Origin of the sequence: Mucilaginibacter sp. Mucisp86 (assembly GCF_047324315.1) — a bacterium.
Taxonomy (GTDB): domain Bacteria; phylum Bacteroidota; class Bacteroidia; order Sphingobacteriales; family Sphingobacteriaceae; genus Mucilaginibacter.
In genome coordinates, this window is record NZ_CP168503.1 from 2,710,258 (window position 1) to 2,730,132 (window position 19,875).

Consider the following 19,875-nt stretch of genomic DNA (forward strand, 5'->3'; position numbering starts at 1 on the left):
TATTCCCTCTTTTTACTTAGTGCTTAACTTGTTAAACTTGATGCTATAAGTAACAAGGAAATACCGCTTCAATGTATTGTTTTGTACATCGCTTACCGAATTGTTGTTGATGTAGCGGTACACGCTCACATTTTGATTAAAGATGTCATAAACAGAAAACTTGAGCTCGCCGCGGTCTTTTTTAAGCATTTGCAGGGCAAGGGATGAACTCACCACATTAACACCCTTTTTAAAGCCGGCGGCCACCTGGCTATTGTAATTAAAGTCCTGCTTTGTTTCCCAGATTATCTTTTTGGGAAACCTTACCACCAGGCTGTTACTGATATTATAGGTGCCAACTTTTACGTTCCTGAAATCATCATAATTGTATTTGGTGTTCGACTGATTAAAACCAACACCGGTGTTCAGGTCAATTACATCTTTCCAATTAACGTTAATATTTTCATGTACCCCATATGAAACCGTGTTTTGCCAGCCTTCTACATTGTTCAGCAGGTTAAGGTTTTGATAATAGTTGCCGTAAAAGTTGGTTGATGAGCCCAACTGCCAGTCTTTCATCTTTTTGAACCGTTTAAAAACCCCTAACGAAAAATTATAGCTTGGCCTTCCGTCGCGGTTAACGGTAGTGTTAGTCTGCGCCCCGTCCGATCGGATGGTTTGCTGTGCAACAGCCATATTTTTTTGCGACGAAATATTGCCGTAGGAGTAAATACCCAGCTGGCTGTCGTTGAAATATTTAAAAAAGTTGATATAATATGTATTGCTTATACCGGGCACCAGGTTGGGATTACCCGTATAACTGTATAGCGGGCTGTAAATAATAGTAATGGGTTGCAGGCTTGATATGTTAGGCTGGTTAACCCTCCGCTCATAGCTAAGTGATACACCATAAGCCTCAACACGAACAGTTGGCAACAGGAAGAAATAATTTTGAGCAAGCCTGCTGGTCACGAAATTGTTGTCGATCTGTTGCCATTGGGTATTAAGCCCCGCTATGATCTGTGTTTTTTTGTTAAGCTGATAAGTGATACCCGGTTTGATGTTTTCTGTCCATTGGTCTCGCTTAAGATCGGAGCTTTGATTGCTGATCAGCGAATCGAGGCCGGTTTTACGGTCGTAAGTAAAAACCTGGTCGCTGGTTTTATTGTAGATGCCCGATGTGGTCACATCAACGATCAGTTTCTTCGTCACCGGAAACCTGTAACTGAAATCAAGATTACCCGAAGCATTTTTTGATGTGCGGACAGACAGGCGGTGCAGACTGTCGGATAAATCGGGGCGCTGATAATTAACCACATCATTGTTGTTAAAGTTGCTATTATGATTGGGGCTAATGCTCAGGTTATGCGAGATGGTGAACGACTCCTTGCTTTTGTTCTTGGATCGTTTATGGAAATAAAAGCTTTGATTAAATTGTGTTGAATGGCCGCTACCGAAGGAACTGGATACCGACTGGTTAACCGGCATATCAAAATTGTTTGATGTGCTGCCACTTGATGCCGAGGTGTTACTATTTGAATTATAATTTAATGATGGGTTATAACGCAGGTTCTGGATTGTATCCGGTTTCCACTCCACAAGACCGCTTACTGTATGGGTATAACTATTAGAATACCTGTTGTTTGACGACCGGGTAAGCAGGGTAGTATCCTTCAAAAACTGCTGCTGAAAATTGGCCGATTCATTCACGTTATTACGCTGGGTATAAAAGTACTGCAGGTTAAGCTTTAACTTTTCGCCATAGTTTTGGTTAATGTTAAATCCTCCCGAGGTGATCTTTTCGATACCGCCGCCCCAGTTTCGGCCGCCGTTAAAAGAGGTGTTTCCCCCGCTTCGGTCAAAACCACCTTCCGAGTTAAGTTCTTCGCGCGAAAAAGCCGTATGGTTAAGGTTGTTGCTTAAGCCAATAACACTCACCTGCAGTGTATCCCGAAACATGTTGAACAAACCGCCGGCCTCATATCTGTCGCGTGAGCCCACACCTCCGAATACTTTACCAAAAATGCTTTTCTTAATGGCTTTTTTTAGTTTGATGTTGATGATCTTTTGTACCTGTGTTTCGCTCACGAGGTGATCGGGGTCGTTTTCGCGGTCATCGTAAACCTGAACCTGCGCAACAATGGCCGCATCCAGGTTTTTGGTGGCGATTTTGGGATCAGAGCCAAAAAACTGTTTACCGTCTATCAGTAATTTGCTTACCTGCTTGCCGTTAACGGTGATGGTGCCGTCGCCGTCTACCTGCACTCCGGGGAGCTTTTTAAGTAATTCTTCAACAGCAGCATTGGGCCGGGTTTTGAAAGCAGCCGCATCAAACTCAATGGTGTCCTTTTTCATTTTGATGGGCACCCGCTCGGCACGCACTACAACCTCTTCAAGCATTTTACTGTTAAGGGCAATATTCCCCAGGTCAATTACTTCGCCTTTCTTAAAATCAAAGCGACGGATATAACTTTTGTAACCCGCATAGGAAACAACCAGGCGTACCTGTTTATCGGGTGGAAGACGTTGTAATTCAAATTCGCCCGTTTTTTTACTGAGCGTATAGGCAATGAGTGATGTATCTTTCAGATCGACAGCAGCAATTGTACTCAATTCGAGGGGTTGCCGGCTTATCGAATCAATTACTTTGCCCTTAATATTTACACGGTTTTGGGCAAAGGATACAGAAAAAAGGCATAGTAATATTAATGAAAGAAAAATTGTTTTCATCCAGGTTTAGGTGCAGGCGGTATAAGGTTAGCTAAATTGTGTAATAGGTGGTGATGTAGGGCCGTGGTAAGTTTTGAAATTAAATCATGTGGTAGCTATAGGGTTTAGATGTTAGTGTAATTGTTAGTTGTTTTGATGATAAGCGCGTGTTAGACAAATATCAACAGTAAAGGTTTAAAGCATAAATAAGCGCCCCTCTACTTAACCACTACACTATAACCCCGCACGGCAGTATTATATGCTATAATTTGCTCCTATAACACATAACCTGTATAAATATTGCCCTATATGCTTTAAAAAGGGCCATATTTGGGCATTGTAACATTTGTTTTACCAAAGCAGACCGTATTTCCAGATCAAATCTGCGAATGAATGGGGATAAAAAATTTTACACGAGTTGATTTTCAAATCGACATCAATGAAAAATTCGTACAATTCGATTAATTAGGAAAAGTTTGTATGAAAATTTCTTACCTATCCCTCTCCAATGCTTAAACCCATTTTATAAAGCTATTTCCCTGATGTTCCCGGGTTGCTTCGAAAATGAAATTGTTCATTTCGTTTTATTGCATTTATTACAATATCGGTAGTCAACCAAATAAATGAATATAAATACGATAAAAATCACGCATAACCGCAATAAAATTTTGCCAATCTCGTTTTTAAACTAATATTGCGCAAGCAATATTAGTTTACGCCGAATTAATTACCTAAAACCATAACATTATGAAAGCAGCAGAAACCTACAAATCCATCTATGTAACGTTTTACCGGTGGAATGTTAAAAACTTTGGTCACGGCGGATTGCCAAAAGCAAACGCCCTTTTTGGAGCAAGCTTTTTGATGATCATTTTACTTGCCGTTTTAGTAAGTGTTGTACAGTTATTTTTAAACTCAGATTGGTTTGAGTTAAGTCCGATTTCCGGCCTGATGATATTGCTTGGAGCAACCGGGGCATTTGTGCTTAACTATTTTGTATTGCTCAACAGCCGTTACTTCAAAAAAGTTAATGCGGCGTTCGCCCGTATCAGCAAACATAACCCCAATACCTGGTCAATAATGCTGATGGTTTGCGTAATTGTTTCCTGCACCATGTTACTGGTGGTTTGCGAAGCCGGGGCATTTTTAAGATAAGATTAAACTACGTGATTATAAGAAAGCCCGCCGGTACCGGCGGTTTTTTTGTTTTATGGTGTCGCTTTATCACCTCATTAAAATTCTATATCTTTCGCTTCAAATAAACTTTTATCACAGTGTTGGTTAAAACTTTCGGAAGCGCGGTTTATGGGATACAAGCTATTACCATAACAGTTGAGGTGAATATTGCATCGGGCACCAAGTATTTTATTGTAGGCCTGCCCGATGTGGCCGTAAAAGAAAGCTATTTCAGGATAGAATCGGCGCTAAAAAACTGCGGCTTCAGGATGCCCCGCCAGCAGGTAGTAGTTAATATGGCCCCGGCCGATATCAAAAAGGAGGGCTCATCTTATGATCTTACCATCGCCACGGGCGTACTGGCGGCATCCGGCCAGATAGAACCCGAAACTCTCGATAAGTTTATCATCATGGGCGAACTTTCGCTCGATGGAAGCCTACAGCCCATAAAAGGAGCTTTGCCTATTGCCATACAAGCCCGTAAAGATGGCTTTAAAGGTTTCATCCTGCCCAAACAAAACGCCCGCGAAGCAGCCATTGTAAATGATCTTGAAGTTTACGGCGTTGAAAGTATTAAAGATGTTGTCGGGTTTTTTAATGGCACATCCGTTCTTAAGCCCGAATTAGTAAACACCCGCGAAGAGTTTTACGATAGCCTATGCAATTACGATAGCGATTTCAGCGAGGTAAAAGGGCAGGAAAACATTAAGCGGGCTTTGGAGATAGCCGCAGCAGGCGGCCATAATGTAATACTGATCGGTCCCCCGGGGGCTGGCAAAACCATGTTGGCCAGGAGACTGCCATCCATTTTACCGCCCTTAAGCTTATATGAATCTTTGGAGACAACCAAGATCCATTCGGTAGCAGGCAAGCTTGCCGCTGCAGATGCGCTGGTAACTATTCGCCCATTCAGGAGCCCTCACCATACCATCAGCGATGTGGCTTTGGTAGGAGGAGGGAGCAACCCGGCTCCCGGCGAAATCTCTTTAGCGCATAACGGCGTTTTATTTTTAGACGAACTGCCTGAATTTAAGCGCAGCGCATTGGAAGTGATGCGCCAGCCGCTGGAAGAGCGCCGTGTTACCATATCACGTGCCAAATTTACGGTTGATTACCCAAGCAGCTTTATGCTGGTGGCCAGCATGAACCCCTGCCCATGCGGTTACTATAACCATCCCGAAAAAGAATGTATCTGCCCGCCGGGTATGGTACAAAAATACCTGAGCAAAATATCCGGGCCATTGCTTGACAGGATTGACCTGCACGTGGAGGTAACACCCGTTAACTTCAGCGAATTATCGTCAGACCGCGCGGCCGAAAAAAGCGAGTTGATCCGCGATAGGGTTATCAAAGCCAGAGAAATCCAGGTAGAGCGTTTCGGCAACCGTCCCGATCTGCACGCCAATGCCCAGATGAGCCCGCAAATGGTCCGCGACCTGTGTAAGATCAACGTAGCCGGCCAAACCCTGCTTAAAAAAGCCATGGAAAAACTTGGCCTATCGGCAAGGGCGTACGACCGCATCCTCAAGGTATCCCGTACCATTGCCGATCTTGCCGGAAGTGAGGAGATTAAACTGGAACATTTAGCGGAGGCTATTCATTTCAGGAGTTTGGATAGAGAAGGCTGGGCGGGGTAATCCGTTTGAGGCAAAGTCTCTCGGCATAATGGACCGAAATCAGAGACTTCGATCAGCATGGTTGGGTGGTTGCGTCGGTGTTAGTAATATGATTGGTCAATAAAATAAAGAATATGAAAAAGTTTTTTTTCATAGGGGTTTTTATCTTACTATTATTTGTAACGGCGATTTATTATTATAATAATTTAGTTCGGAAAAACCACAGCATAGAATTCAACGGGAAAGTGGAAAAAGTTATTTACAGTATTAAAGGCGAACCAACTGTTTCGATCAATGGTAAGACATTTGACCTTCCAGTGAATCTTTGGGATTTCAGTCACAAAATCGAAAAAGGAGATTCGTTGATAAAATCTAAAGATTCCATGGTTATTAAATTAATAAAATATAAGACTGGACAAGTAATTTTTTTTAAATGATTTGTGTTTTAAACCTTACGAGTCTTGCTTGGGGACGAAATTTAGGATTAATATATGTTGTCTTGCGCTCCGGCACAAGTATGAAAACCTGGCGCGTTGTACCTTTAGCCTATATCCCGCACTATTGCCGGTCTTTCCGGGAGTGAAGAGATTAAACTGGAACATTGGGCGGAGGCTGTTCATTTCAGGAGTTTGGACAGAGACGGTTGGCGGAATAATTTGTTTGAGGCCAAACCTTTCGACAGTATCTAACATCTCTCCCCCATTTAATAATTACATTATGATAACCAAACCTTTATTACTTATCACTATCGCAGCTTTAACAATCTTTTCAAGCTCCTGCAAAATGTATTACATCCCCGTTGATAGCTTCAGACAGCAGATGCCAAGTATAGAGACCGTAAACCTAAAACAGGTTACTACTAAAGATCCATGGGGACATAGAGAAACTTACAGCACCTATCCAATCGACTCGATAAAATGTTTTGATAAAGATGGGAAAGGTTATAAGTTAAAGAACAGCCCTTCTATAGAAATCCGATTCACATACGACGATAATAAGCGAACTACTTTTTACTTCGATCGTATTTGGGTAGTAAAAGATTCCGTTACAGGCATCCGGTCGCATTTTCTGATTATGAAAAAAAGTATATCATTAAATACAGTAAAACTGATTGAAGTGCAGGATGGGCACAAAAAATACCGGTATGTTAATTAAAACCTCAGTTCTTTTTTAAAAACCAAAGGAATAAAATATGTGTGCCCGCCTTATCTGATTTAATGACCGGATCATGCGAACAATGGATTTGAATTTAATTTTGATATTTCTTTGCAAATAGAGCCAATCAGAAAAAATACTTTTCAATAGTGAGGATTGCCGCACTTAACGAATCATTACCCGCGGAAGGATTTGCCATAATGGCCGATAACATTGCCCTGTATGAAAACAACACACAAATCTACGGCACGCATTTAAGGCTCAATAACGGTCAATATGAAGCATATGCCATAGCCGACGAATCTGGTGTCGATACCCGTCGCAACCAAATTGGCTTATGCAACTTAGCTGTTTACCTGCAAAACTTTAAGCCCTACAACCAACTATATTATTATATTAAATAGTTTGGTTGAGTCCCTTAAAAGAAGCAGGGCCCCCGGCTGCTACCAATAGGAAATTTGTTAACCCTGCCATACTGATGATCGCAGTGTGTATGGTCGCGGTACATTTTTTGGTGTTGTGGCTGGCAGTTTACCACTAATGGTTGGGTAGTTTCAGTCTTATCAGGCTGACAAACTATCGTAGCTTGTTTTTTCATAACGAATCCCCCTGTTTAGATTATACTGATAATTGGTATAATAAATTTAACTATAAAAACACTTATTTACAATAGCTTTTATCAGAAAAATAATATTAACAGTTGGCTGCTTTAACTTAAGTCATTTATTGAACAAAGAATTTTAAAATCCCCTCTTGAGAGAGGGCGCGGAGGAATGAGTGGTAGCAGGGGTGTGTTTCTGCTACAGGCTTATCAAAGCAGAAACACACCCCTGCTACCCCTCTCAAGAGGTGAATCGCACATCCCTGGCTTTTTAATCTTACTGGAATTAAATAAAAACAGCCGGAGTATTATAATACCCCTGGCTGCTTAATAAGTGTCGCGTAATTATATTTTATTTACCCTTCCAAAATTGCAGGTAATGCAAGTTATACCCACCGTTGTTGGCCAGCACTTTTATCTTATTAGCACCAGCTTTTAAAACAATGTTTTTAACAGCGATAACCTGCCATTTTTTTAACCCTCCGGTATTGGGAACAGACACTTCTTTTGCCTGGGTTGTATTGTTAACCAAAACAGATAGTTTGGCATCGTCGGTAGCAGAAGCCACTTTTAGGCTTATAGAATATACCCCCGGGGTTTTAACCTGTATAGTATACTGTGTCCATTCACTGGTTTCAATATGGTCAACATAATAGCTGTTGTATTGGGTAGAGTCCTTACTGATATCAACGCCGTCGTTACGGTAAACATGCCCCTTGTTGCCTACACCGGGTTTGCCCGAAGTATGATAGTCGGCGGTGTCGGTATCAAAATAAGCGTAACCGTTGCGGCCCAGATCATAGTCAACAGCATTGATCGCTGTTCCGTTACCGATTTTATTGGCTTTAAATGGCCTGGTAACCGCTGTGTGCGGCTGCCTGAAAATAGCGTCGATCACATCATGGTGAATAATGGTATTTTCCAGTTTGGCATAGGTAGCCAGCTCCAGGGTGCCGCTATATGTATTGCTCTCATTAGGCTTATGCCTGCCAGTGTTGAGGTACCTGGCTACATCATCATAATTTAAATTTGAACGGATCTCCATCGGGTTGTTATTGCCCAGTTTTTTCAATGGCCATAACGACCAGCCAATATTGTTTTTCTCTAACAAACCAATAGCTTCGGTTAGCCAGGTATTTGAGTTTTCGCCGGTTTCGCCAAGCCATACAGGTATATTATACTGGTCGCGGGTTTTTACGATATGCTCAACAGATTTTTGATCATTAAAATTCCAGTATTTATGGAAGCTGAGCACCATATTTTTATCCCATTGGGGCAAAATGCCGTTATAGTTATTTCCCCAGCCGTTCCCTTCAATAATGATGATGTGCTTTTTATCTACCTCACGGATGGCTGCAGTAATATCAACCATGAGCTTTCTTAACGGCCCATTTGTTTTTTCCTTTAGGCCATTCTTATCATTTTGCGGATCATCAAAGCCCCAGTTTGGCTCGTTGATGATATCATAAGCGCCAATATTGGGCTCATTTTTATAACGCTCGGCCAGTTTTCGCCAAAGGGCGATGGTTTTTTGTTTATTGGCTTCGCTGTCCCATAGCGATGGCTTATCCGGGTCGCGGTCGGAGATATTAAGATCATTGCCTTGTCCACCGGGAGTGGCATGCAGGTCAAGGATCAGGTACATGTGGTTGGCTTTACACCAGGCCAGCAGATCGTCGGTCATTTTAAACCCCTTATCCAGCCAGGTATTTTGTCCTGCTACCGGTTCTTTATCAACCGGCAGGGTGTACAGGTTATAATGCATCGGCAGGCGGATGGAGTTAAATCCCCAGCGCTTCATCGAGTCCACATCTATTTTGCGGGTATTGTTGGCCAGCCAGGTATCGTAAAACTCTTTGGTTTCGGCTGGTCCCATTAATTCTTCCAGGCGCTCGCGGATGCGGTACTGGCGGCTGTCTTTATTAATGTGCAGCATGTAGCCTTCCTGCAGCATCCATCCGCCTAAACCCATACCGCGCAGCAATACATTCTGCCCTTTTTCATCAACTATTTTTTTGCCGTCGGCTTTTAAAAAGCCTGTTTGCGCATTGCCTTGCAGTGAGCAGAACAGGGCAGGGGCGGCGGCAAGCAATACCTTAATCCCTGTGTTTAACTTTATATTTTTTATTAACGATGTTAACATGTTGTTGTGCATTTAATTTTTTTGAAACAGTTCGTACTACCAGATATATGTTCCTACCGAACCTTTGTCGAGCTTAACAGCCAATATTTTTCCCTGGTATTTAATATTGAATTCCTGCGCATTATCGCCGGTATTGGCAACGATCAGTACTTTTTTGCCATCGGGGGTTTTGAAAGCTACATTAGGCAAAGTATCAGAACTGTTTGATGCGATACGAACCGAACCGGGGCGTACAAATTTGGAAGCATGGGCAACCGAATAGTAAGCCACATTTTTCTTAACCTCATTTTTATCAATGGTAACTGCACCCTGGCACATCGGGCAGCCGCCTCTGTCTGTATATGGTTTATATTCCAGGTCGGCGGCAAGGTTCCATTCCAGCACGTTGCGGCTCCAGTTGCGGGTAGCACCAATGATGAGTCTTTTAACCGGCCATGCAATATTGATGGTGCTTTGGTTCTCGGGCTCAACGGTCATCTGCTCGGTGAAGTAAATGTTTTTATCAGGATGCGCATTGTGTACATCAGTCAGGGCCGAAATATCGCCGCCGTACAGGTGGAAACCAGACCCGTCAACATATTTGCGGGCGGCAGGGTCGTTTAATATAGAGATAGGATAGTCGGGCCTGTCGGCATTATGGTCATAAACAATAATTTTTGTTTTGATTCCTGCGGCCTTAAACGCAGGGCCCAGGTTATTTTTGATAAAGTCTGCTTCATCCGGCGCAACCATCAGCAAGCTGGGGTTATTACCCGGGTGCAATGGCTCGTTCTGAATAGTGATGGCATCAATATTAATTCCGTTAGCTTTCATACCCTGGATATATTTAACCAGGTACTTAGCATAAACCGGGTAACAATCGGGTTTTAAACGGCCGCCGCGGGTATCGTTATTGGTTTTCATCCATGCCGGCGGCGACCATGGTGAGCCCAGGATCTTAATAGCCGGGTTGATAGCCAATATCTGCTTCATTACCGGGATCACATCAGTTTTATCCGCGCCAAGGTCAAAATGCTTCAGCGTTGGGTCGGTTTGGCCATTGGGCATATCATCATAAGAGAATACTTTCTCATTAAGATCCGATGCGCCAATGCTCAGCCTTAAATAGCTGATGCCTATATCGTTCCCGGTAACGGCAAAGAGATTTTTAAGTAAGGCTGCACGGCTACCGGCACTCATGCGGATGATATGCATAGCACTTCCTCCGGTTAGTGCAAATCCAAATCCATCTATCGGCTGGTAATGCTGCTTATCATCAACCGTAATGGTAGTGCCGCCGGCTTCTCCGGTTTTAAATGTAAGCGACTCCTTTTGCTGTTCAAAAAGTACCGACCTATCGGCCTTTGTAAGCCATAAGCTTGCCTTTGTTGTTTGGGCGTTTATTGTTGCCGCCGAACCAAGCAACAAGGCACCTAATAAAATAGATTTAATTTGCGTGTTCATGAAACAGAGATTACAGGTATAGTGTTGGTGTAACAGGAATTAATAAGGCTGTTTGAAATTGGATGGGTAAAAATATTACTGTTTTTATTAAAACGTCGTAATTAATCGGTTACAAATTCGATAATCAGGTTTTGTAGTAGTTAAGAAGTGGCTTTTTATGCAAATTTGTTGTAAGATGATGGTTTGAAACCTGTTTAAACACGCTAAATTTAATTAGCAATTTAAAACATTTGGTTTTATGAAAAGATGTTTATAAATTCACGTACAACTATCTCATGAGTACTTCACATAAAAAGATTGTCATATTTGATGACGACGAGGACATCCTGTCTATTTGCAGTTATATTTTGGAAGAACAGGGATGGGAAGTACATACTTTCAGCGATTGCAATAACATTGTTGAAAAGGTGTCGGGCATTTTGCCCGATGTTATTATGATGGATAACTGGATCCCGGATTCGGGCGGGATAATAGCCACACAAACACTCAAAAAAACAGATCTCCTCAAAGAAATCCCGGTTATCTATTTTTCGGCTAATAGCGACATTCAGATCCTGGCCAGCCATGCCGGCGCCCAAACATATTTAGCCAAACCTTTTGATCTCGAAGACCTGGAAAAAGTGATCAATCGGGTGATTGCGGCGTAGACTGGAGAGAGCCTTAATTCGAAAGAAAAAAGCGTGGGGCTGTGCGATTCCCCTCTCGAGAGGCTTCTGTTTACACATCTTTTAACTAAAAGAAAATGTCATTTCGATTGAGCAGGGATTGGCTGAGTGGGTGGAGCGAAAGAGAAATCTTATACGCCTTGTAGAGCCGGATGGATGGTTTAGAGTATGATGTATACGATTTCTCCTCACCCAGCCGCGCAACCTCCGCTGGTTCGTTCGAAATGACAGTTGTTTTCGGAATGGAGCTCCTATTATTTCTTCTCAAACGATGCCAGCAGGTTCACATTCGGGTCTATCTTAACATCGGCCGGCTTGGCTTTTACTTTAAACTTTGCTGTCGTCGATTTTTCTTTCACCGGCACTGTCAGCAATTGCCCGTCAACAGAAACCTCTAACGAGAGGTTATAAACATATTCCTGGCTCTGAGTCACATTTATAGCGATGGTGCTGTCTTTTTCGTCATATTTCCAGCTAACAGCCAGGTTGGGGTGCCCGGCTGTGCGCAGCCATTGCGTAAAAAACTGTTTCAGGTCTTTACCGCTGGCTTGTTCCATTTCCCTTCTTAAATCATCGGTATTGGCATTACCTCCCTGATATTTGGAATAATAGTTTCTTATGCCCTTCCAAAAAATATCATCGCCCAGTTTACGTCTTAGCATATGCAATACCCAGCCTCCTTTTTGGTAGCTATTGGCGTTGAGCAATTGCATATACTGGGTTTTAACAGCAGTATCAACAACAGGGGTCAATCGCTTTTTTTCAAATTCCAGTACCTTATTTCTATCGTCCTTCAAACGGATTTTTAATGTATCGGCACCATATTTATTTTCGAGGTAAAGGTTGGTCATATAGGTAGCAAATCCTTCACTTAACCAAAGGTGACCGAAACTCTTTTCACTGGCGCCGTCGCCAAACCATTGGTGGGCAATTTCATGGGCCATCAACTCTTCTATATCCGGGCTTTTAACCGATTCTTCAAAGTAAAATATGGCACTGGCATTTTCCATACCACCAAAAATGGTTTTGGATTGCACGTTTGCCAGCTTTTCATAGCTGTAAGGGCCAACATTTTTTATAAAGTAGGGGAGGATCTCTTTTGCCACTGCATAGCTTTTAAACCCGGCTTCCTTACTTTCCGGAAAAACATAGGTGAAAAGCGGGATGCCGTTAACATCGCCAGGGCGATCAACAGCAAACTCGGCAACGCCAATAACCATCACTTTTGTCGGGAGGGCAACTGTTTCAACCCAATGGGTTAGCTTCATTTTTCCGTCGAGTTGCTTTTCTTCCGTTTGCAGACCGTTCGATACCACCTGGTAATGATCGGGCGCGGTTACAATAAAATCAACCGGGGCTTTATCGGCTATATTGTCAACGCAGGGTAGCCAGTTGTGAGCCCGGTTAGGCCAGTTATCTCCAAAAAAAGTCCGGTGACCAAACGCATTGGTGGATATGATCAAGCCATCGGCCGGTATGCCGCTGTAGCTTATGGTGTAATCGCGGGTATTTCCTTTGTACGCGCGGGTATTGATCTTTAATTGTTCATCATCTTGTGTAAACTTTACCGGCTTTCCATTTTCAGTTACTGCAGATACCAGCATACCCTTGCCATGTGCATTCTTTTTTACCAGGTCGAGGTTAAAACCTTCTGTACCATTCAAAAACTTTACCGAAACCGTGGCTTTTCCTTCTATATTATTATCAGTATCATTCAGTTTAATATCAAACGTATAATGTTTAACATCAATCGGCGCCCCGGGAACCTGGGCAAATGCCGGTATAGCAAAAAAAATTGGTAACGATAAAATAACTAAAAAGATCCTGCGCATATGCTTCCTTCAATTTGTAATGAACACAACAAAGCTAACAAAAACAGGCTTTTATATCTATCGCAGGAGCATATAGCTTATCACATTTTTTAACATTGCTAAAACGTTACATTAACGCCTGTTGTAAATAAAAAGTAAAGGCCGTTCATTTTAGTTCCGGATACATAATCAACCTGGTTAAACGGCTTGATCAGGTAGGGAGTAAACAGGATCTGCCACTTGTTGATAGCGTAAGTTAAAGGCAGCGACCCGCTAAAGGCAAGCAGCTTATATTGCCGTACTTCGCGCTGGTTTTGCTGTGTTACGGTTTGGGTAATAATAGTTTGTTTTGGCTGATTAGGAAACAATATATTGATAGGCGTTTGTTTCTCCGGAACTTCTACCGAGCGGGTTACCTGCGATTCGGTATAATATGTTTGGTAAAATGATTGGGTACCGGCATACAGCGTGGCAGTAGGTGTAATTTTTAGGCCGCCTTTTTTATCCACACCTGTTTTCAGGGCAAAAATATCCTTTGATAATTCGGCCGTATTAACAATGTCATTGCTGTTGTTTTTATTAAATCTATAGCTAACCCCTCCTGTAAATTTTACAATATCATCGGGATTGGCATACAACTGCGCGTCGAGCGTGGCGTTGAAAGAGGAAAGTATTATAGGGCTGCTTTTAGTTATAAAATATTTAGTAGCCGATACATTGCCGCCATAATAGCGTTTTGCATCAAAGGTAAAAACATAGCCGGGAGTAACACTAAGCCCCTCGGTGCCCGATTTTGAACCATTAAGATCAAAATAACCGATAGCGCTTACAAAAAGCCCCTGTTTACCTACTAATGTAACCGAAGGAAGGAGGACAGGAACACTGCTCTCATCGCGCCGGCCTGCATAAGTAAGGTTTGACAGGTACTGCAGCCCTGCGTTTACAAACAACTCCTTGTTTTTAGCTGAAGTATCTGCTTTTTGCTGGGCATAAACTGTCGGGCCGGCCAAAACCAGCAGCAGGATAAGTTTAAGCTTTTTCATGATTAATGCTAATTAAAATAGTGCGGATAATCAAAAAGGCCGGTACCGGCCTTTTTGATTTGATATATGTTAAATGCTGTTATTGCTTAGCTATGCTCAATTTTGATGTGCTACGGCCCGAGGTTTTTACAGAGACCCTTTTTTTGCCTGCTTTTACAGTTGTGCCTGAAGTACTGCTACCCGCTGTAGAAGCGTTTATCTTTTTAGCGCTAACCGCAGCATTACCGGTGCTGTTTAGGTTGCCGGAAGAGGTTACACTTACCTTTTTGCTCATAGCATTTACGCCATTACCGGCGGCAACCGCTGTTTTATTCGCAGTTGTTGTAGCACCCGCTCTTAATGCGGCTGCATTGCTACTTACTTTTTCGGAGGTATTGGCGACAATACCTTCGGTTGTGGTTAATGCCTTTTCACCTGCTGCTGCAGCTCCGGCGGTATTTAGGCTACCTGCAGCAGCAGAGGTATTGCTGGTAACACCCGCCTGTGCCGCTGTTGTACCTGCTGCAGCATTTACGGTTGAAGCTGTACTACCGCTAACGTTGGCGGCCTGGCTTGCAGCTACACCTGTTACAGCCTGGTTGGTAGTTGCTTGTCCCTGGGCAGCGGTACGTGCTGCAACATTCTGGGCCTGGGCAGCAGCCTGATTGGTTACGGCAGATGTTGTGTTCACTGCCTTTTGCGCTATAGATGCAGCATTTACGGTAGGTGTAGCTACCCGGGTAGCTATTTTGGTAGCGGTAGTTGCACCGATATTAACCTGTGCCGAACTAACTTTAAATGCAAACAATGCTGCGGTAAATAAAACTGGCTTAATTAAATTTTTCATGGTCAAATATTTAGTTACTCATTGTGTTTGGAGTTGCTTTTATGCAATAGCCAAACTGTCGTATACACTAAATCAAAGGAAATGCCATTGCCCTGCAAATGACATTTTGATGACCAATAGAGCTTCGGGGTGTGAAAATATGCGTAAATGTGTATAATAATTTATACAACTGTTCATTTTGTTCATCGCCCTTTTAAACAAAAACGCCCCTTGTATTTTTTACAAGGAGCGTTTCAAAACACTTATCTAATAGTTTTTTACATCTTCGGCATCCTGCGCATCATGTTTGCCATCGCTGCCGGATTGCTCATTTGCTTCATTACCTTTTTCATATCGTCGAACTGTTTCATGAGGCGGTTAACTTCCTGCAAATCGGTACCCGATCCTTTGGCGATACGGTTACGGCGGCTTTGGTTGATGGTTTCAGGGTTAGCTTTCTCAAACGGGGTCATGGACTGGATAATAGCTTCAATAGCTTTGAAAGCATTATCATCAACCTCAACATCCTTCATCATTTTGCCTACACCCGGTATCATACCCATCAGATCTTTCATGTTACCCATTTTCTTGATCTGCTGAATCTGGCTGTAAAAATCGTTAAAGTCAAACTTATTTTTGCGGATCTTCTTCTGTAGCTCGGCAGCTTCTTTCTCGTCAAACTGCTGTTGTGCACGTTCAACCAACGATACCACGTCGCCCATGCCCAGGATCCTTGATGCCATACGATCGGGGTGGAAAACGTCAAGTGCTTCCATCTTTTCGCCGGTACCAATAAATTTGATAGGCTTGTTAACAACCGATTTAATTGATAACGCTGCACCACCGCGGGTATCACCATCCAGCTTGGTTAATACCACGCCGGTAAAGTCCAAACGGTCATTGAACACTTTAGCGGTATTCACAGCATCCTGACCGGTCATGGAGTCGACCACAAACAGAATCTCATGCGGTTTTACGGCGTCTTTTACCTGCTCAATTTCCACCATCATAGCTTCGTCAATAGCTAAACGGCCGGCAGTATCGATAATCACCACATTATTTCCGTTTTGCTTGGCCTGGGCTATACCTTCACGGGCGATAGCTACCGGGTCTTTCGAGTCGCGGTTGGCATAAACAGGGATGCCTATCTGCTGGCCTAATACCTCCAGCTGATCAATAGCCGCAGGGCGGTAAATATCGTCAGCAACCAGTAAAGGCTTTTTGTTACGTTGTGTTTTTAAGTAATTGGCCAGCTTACCGGTAAAGGTTGTTTTACCCGCACCGTTCAAACCTGCAATTAATATAATGGTAGGGGTAGCCGGAAAATTCAAATCGGCAGTAGTACCACCCATCAACGTGGTAAGCTCATCATTCATGAGCTTGGTAAGCAGCTGGCCTGGCGAAATAGATGTTAATACATTATTACCAAGTGCTTTTTGCCTTACATCATCGGTAAATGCTTTGGCGGTTTTATAGTTAACGTCGGCGTCAAGAAGGGCCTTGCGGATCTCCTTCATGGTTTCGGCCACGTTTATTTCAGTAATTGTTCCCTGACCCTTCAGGACCTTGAACGCCCTGTCGAGTTTATCCGAAAGATTTTCAAACATTATAAAAAACTTTAATCTTTTTTATGAGGATACAAAGGTATGATTTTGAACTATATTAACTCAATTACTTAGTAGATTAACTTCTACTCATTCTGAGTTATATAAACAAAACAGGCCTCATATTTATGAAGCCTGCCGATATTATAAAATATTTTTAAATCCGTTACGGGAACCGGTACAGCATGCCCAACCCAATCCCCTCATAACCCTGCGCGCTATCGGATGTATGTTTATCATATAACAACGTTCCGTTTACCGTTGCGCTAATTAACCTGTTTACTTTAGCTGTAAGCGTTAAGTCAACACGGTGGGTAATAAATTTTGGTGATTGAGCATAGGGGATAAACAACGCATAGCGGGTATTTAAATGAACGTTTTTTGCAATATCCTTATCAAACAAGGCGACCACCTGGAACGCAAGGTCATTTTTTACCGTCTTTAAGGTATCTACACCATAATTATCCGGTTGTTTTTTATGAATGTCATGATCAAGCACAAAAGTTTGCCTTGCAGTACCGGTACCCAAACGCAAATCGAACCAGGGTTTTGGCTTATACTCAAAACCGACCGATTCAGTGAGATAACCCGGCGACATAAAGTTTGAAATATATTGCTGATCGAACTTTCCATTGCCCAGATCAACATAATTAAAGCCTTTATCAAATTGCGACTCAAAGGTTAACGCACCGAAAAAGTACCAGCTTTTTGATAATTGAGAAGCTACTTTGTTATCAAAATAGATACGGTCTTGCGTTTTACGCTTGCCCTGGCCTTTATTTTTTGATACCCCATAAGTAAGGTTAAGCTCGGATACATAGCTGAACGGAGCTTTGTTATATTCGGTATGATATATAAAGTTTGAGCCTAATGCCACTGCACTTACACCACCGGCCGCATAATTGTTGCTAAACGCCGACTGGCTAAAGTTTAAGCCAAATGTGATTACTTTTTTCCAGTAATTTACTTTGTAATCGAGCATGGTAACCGGCACCATTTCGCGCTGGATCTGTATGGGGCGAACCCGGGTGGGGATGGCGTTTTTGCGGGAATTGATCCGGTATTTATTGAGTACTGCAGTATCTATTTTAACAGTATCTTTTTTCAGGGTATCGGTTTGTGCTTTTACTGATAAAACACACGTGACTGATAATGCGAGTATTAGTAATCCCGGTTTTGTTTTTAACATAGTAAACAAATTAAAGCAAAAATCTCCTTTTTCACCTACAATAAACAAAAATGTTGCCCCAGGGTTTAATCAGGCTAACAAGTTTTGCGCAAAAATATTGGAATTTCAGGATATTAAAATGAAGCTTACATTAAGGTTTGTGAACCTTATTCGCGGCCAAGGTCCTTCTTGCTGTCTTCGGGCGTAACAAGCGGGGTAAGGGAATAAGGGCGTTTCTTATACTTTAAAAAACGGTTGAGGTTGGTTTTAATGGAGGCTATAAACTCATAGTCGCTGGCGGTTTTTACCAGGTAATAGCCCGGGCGGTACCGCAGCATGAAATCGGTAAGCTGCTGATCTTTTAAATTGGTTATGGCGCCCACATAAGTTCGGTTAAAACGATAGTCAATAACACTTTGCTGATAGTCTTTCTCGATAGTTTCGCGCAGGTGAGCGGCATTTCTTCCGCTTCGGCTTAACGCATTGTAAATAGCATCAATACTTAAACCCGCACCTCCCGGCCCAAAGCTGAGCAGATCTTTGCTATTAAGCGGGCCAAAGATTTTGGTATAATCGTTTTTGGTTGCAGCAAGCCGCTTTTGCGGGTTAAGCAGGGTATCACGCACAATAACTTCTTTAAGCTGTATGGCTGTGCGTTTCATATAAACAGCCAACGATTCACCGCCTTGTATTTTCAATGTATCAGGGTGATGATCGGATTTTGTAAAAACAAGCACATCGCCGGGTTGGGCTTCAATTTTAAATTCGCCCTTAAAGGTGTTGTAAATGGATTTGCCGGTGGTAATATTTTGTACGTTCACTTTGGCAATGCGGTCCTTGCTGTCTTTATCAAACACAACGCCGTCAACCGTTTTTTGCTGGGCAAAAACTTTAATTGCAGGCAGGGCAGTACATATTAAAAGCGTCCAAAATTTCATTGAGGATGCAAAAATACGTACTGCGCAACGGGAGATCATACAATTTAACAACAATTAACTTTTTGAATGTAGAGTCAAGATGTCAGGAATCAAGATACAAGACAAATTCGAAGATAGTGGATCTCCTTACGTCTTGGTTCTTAATTCTTGCCGTCCTGATTCTATCCCTCACTTTACAACAACAAGCTTCTGGCCAATTTTAATGCCATTATCACTCATACTATTTAACGCTTTCAGGTCGTCGACAGTTATTCCAAAACGTTTAGATATGTTGTATAGTGTATCTCCCTGTTTTACGGTGTAGATCTTATCGTCGGGCGGGGTTTTGGAAAGGGTATCTTGTGCGGGTTTATTGATGTTGTTATTGATCTGGGCCAATACGCGGTCTTCCCGTTTAATTTTAGCTATTTCGCCTTCAGGACGGTCATATTGGGCGAGGTTGTATTTTTCGATGATATTGATCAGCAATTGCGGGTAATTGGGGTTGGTGGCATAACCGGCCTTCTTTAAGCCATAAGCCCAGCCTTTATAATCATCTTTATCCAGCTCGAAAAGTTTGGCGTAGTTTTTACGTTTTAAAAAATTGGAGTGATCGCGGAAAGAGTCCTCAGGGTTGTCATAAACGCGAAAGCAATCATTCACGTTGTCATCGTCCTTATAATAGCTCTTACCGGTCCAATCACTGGTACATTTTATGCCGAAGTGGTTATTGGCGTATTTAGCCAGATCGCTGCTGCCTGCACCGGATTCAAACAGGCCCTGACCAAGGGTAATACTGGCCGGAATACCATACTGGTTCATTTCCTGAATGGCTATTGCCTTAAAGCGTTCAATATATTCTAAAGAAGTGTATGATTTGTAATTGGCAACAGCATCTTTATTCGCTTTTTGGATGCTATTGTTATTTCGCCTTGCATCACGATTGGATACCGTCGAAGTTTTTTTACGGGCAGAGCATGAGCTAAAGCAGGCTACGGCAATAAACAAGTATATAATTTTTCGCATTATGCTTAAATCTT

General features: G+C 42.5%; 15 protein-coding genes and 1 pseudogene. 6 read left to right on the forward strand and 10 right to left on the reverse strand.

The features are described 5' to 3' along the window. Nucleotides 1–12 precede the first annotated feature (12 nt). On the reverse strand, nt 13–2,709 hold the full coding sequence (locus ACEN9X_RS11465; RefSeq protein ID WP_413670499.1) for an outer membrane beta-barrel protein: 2,697 nt from the start codon (nt 2,707–2,709) through the stop codon (nt 13–15). 726 nt (nt 2,710–3,435) lie between these two features. Between ACEN9X_RS11465 and ACEN9X_RS11470 the strand changes: the two genes are divergently transcribed. From ACEN9X_RS11470 to ACEN9X_RS11490, 5 genes and pseudogenes are all read left to right on the forward strand, one after another. Next, a complete protein-coding gene (locus ACEN9X_RS11470; RefSeq protein ID WP_110584323.1) occupies nt 3,436–3,843 on the forward strand; it encodes a hypothetical protein in 408 nt (135 codons plus the stop codon). Between the two features lie 119 nt (nt 3,844–3,962). Next, the gene (locus ACEN9X_RS11475; RefSeq protein ID WP_413670500.1) at nt 3,963–5,501 is read left to right on the forward strand and encodes a YifB family Mg chelatase-like AAA ATPase; all 1,539 of its coding nucleotides are present in this window, start codon (nt 3,963–3,965) and stop codon (nt 5,499–5,501) included. Nucleotides 5,502–5,614: 113 nt separating this feature from the next. Continuing rightward, nucleotides 5,615–5,917, forward strand: coding sequence for a hypothetical protein (locus ACEN9X_RS11480; RefSeq protein ID WP_413670501.1), 303 nt, complete (start codon nt 5,615–5,617; stop codon nt 5,915–5,917). A 280-nt stretch (nt 5,918–6,197) separates the two neighbouring features. Beyond that, nucleotides 6,198–6,635, forward strand: a complete 438-nt coding sequence (locus ACEN9X_RS11485) for a hypothetical protein (protein ID WP_413670502.1) — start codon at nt 6,198–6,200, stop codon at nt 6,633–6,635. A gap of 134 nt (nt 6,636–6,769) precedes the next feature. Then, a pseudogene (locus tag ACEN9X_RS11490) lies at nt 6,770–7,039 on the forward strand (DUF6624 domain-containing protein); the annotation flags it as partial. A 549-nt stretch (nt 7,040–7,588) separates the two neighbouring features. Here the strand turns inward: ACEN9X_RS11490 and ACEN9X_RS11495 are convergent. Together ACEN9X_RS11495 and ACEN9X_RS11500 are read right to left on the reverse strand one after the other, a co-directional pair. Continuing rightward, nucleotides 7,589–9,379 (reverse strand): cellulase family glycosylhydrolase, encoded by a 1,791-nt coding sequence (locus ACEN9X_RS11495; RefSeq protein WP_413670503.1) that lies wholly within the window; start codon nt 9,377–9,379, stop codon nt 7,589–7,591. 36 nt (nt 9,380–9,415) lie between these two features. Next, nucleotides 9,416–10,822: a glycoside hydrolase family 30 protein gene (locus ACEN9X_RS11500; RefSeq protein ID WP_413670504.1), complete on the reverse strand. Its 1,407-nt coding sequence runs from the start codon at nt 10,820–10,822 to the stop codon at nt 9,416–9,418. A gap of 275 nt (nt 10,823–11,097) precedes the next feature. On the opposite strand from ACEN9X_RS11500, the gene ACEN9X_RS11505 reads away from it, so the two are divergent. After that, nucleotides 11,098–11,469, forward strand: coding sequence for a response regulator (locus ACEN9X_RS11505; RefSeq protein WP_413670505.1), 372 nt, complete (start codon nt 11,098–11,100; stop codon nt 11,467–11,469). A 272-nt stretch (nt 11,470–11,741) separates the two neighbouring features. Here the strand turns inward: ACEN9X_RS11505 and ACEN9X_RS11510 are convergent, their stop codons facing one another. The 7 genes from ACEN9X_RS11510 to ACEN9X_RS11540 all read right to left on the reverse strand — a co-directional run bounded on the left by ACEN9X_RS11510 (nt 11,742) and on the right by ACEN9X_RS11540 (nt 19,861). Continuing rightward, complete coding sequence (locus tag ACEN9X_RS11510; protein WP_413670506.1) at nt 11,742–13,319, reverse strand: M1 family metallopeptidase; 1,578 nt, start codon at nt 13,317–13,319, stop codon at nt 11,742–11,744. A gap of 98 nt (nt 13,320–13,417) precedes the next feature. Continuing rightward, nucleotides 13,418–14,341: a hypothetical protein gene (locus ACEN9X_RS11515; RefSeq protein WP_413670507.1), complete on the reverse strand. Its 924-nt coding sequence runs from the start codon at nt 14,339–14,341 to the stop codon at nt 13,418–13,420. Nucleotides 14,342–14,420: 79 nt separating this feature from the next. After that, nucleotides 14,421–15,167: a hypothetical protein gene (locus ACEN9X_RS11520; RefSeq protein ID WP_413670508.1), complete on the reverse strand. Its 747-nt coding sequence runs from the start codon at nt 15,165–15,167 to the stop codon at nt 14,421–14,423. A gap of 257 nt (nt 15,168–15,424) precedes the next feature. Next, complete coding sequence (ffh, locus tag ACEN9X_RS11525) at nt 15,425–16,753, reverse strand: signal recognition particle protein (protein WP_413670509.1); 1,329 nt, start codon at nt 16,751–16,753, stop codon at nt 15,425–15,427. Between the two features lie 163 nt (nt 16,754–16,916). Continuing rightward, nucleotides 16,917–17,939: a DUF3078 domain-containing protein gene (locus ACEN9X_RS11530; RefSeq protein WP_413670510.1), complete on the reverse strand. Its 1,023-nt coding sequence runs from the start codon at nt 17,937–17,939 to the stop codon at nt 16,917–16,919. A gap of 146 nt (nt 17,940–18,085) precedes the next feature. Further along, nucleotides 18,086–18,856, reverse strand: a complete 771-nt coding sequence (locus ACEN9X_RS11535) for a hypothetical protein (protein ID WP_413670511.1) — start codon at nt 18,854–18,856, stop codon at nt 18,086–18,088. Nucleotides 18,857–19,024: 168 nt separating this feature from the next. After that, complete coding sequence (locus ACEN9X_RS11540) at nt 19,025–19,861, reverse strand: glucosaminidase domain-containing protein (RefSeq protein WP_413670512.1); 837 nt, start codon at nt 19,859–19,861, stop codon at nt 19,025–19,027. Nucleotides 19,862–19,875 lie beyond the last annotated feature (14 nt).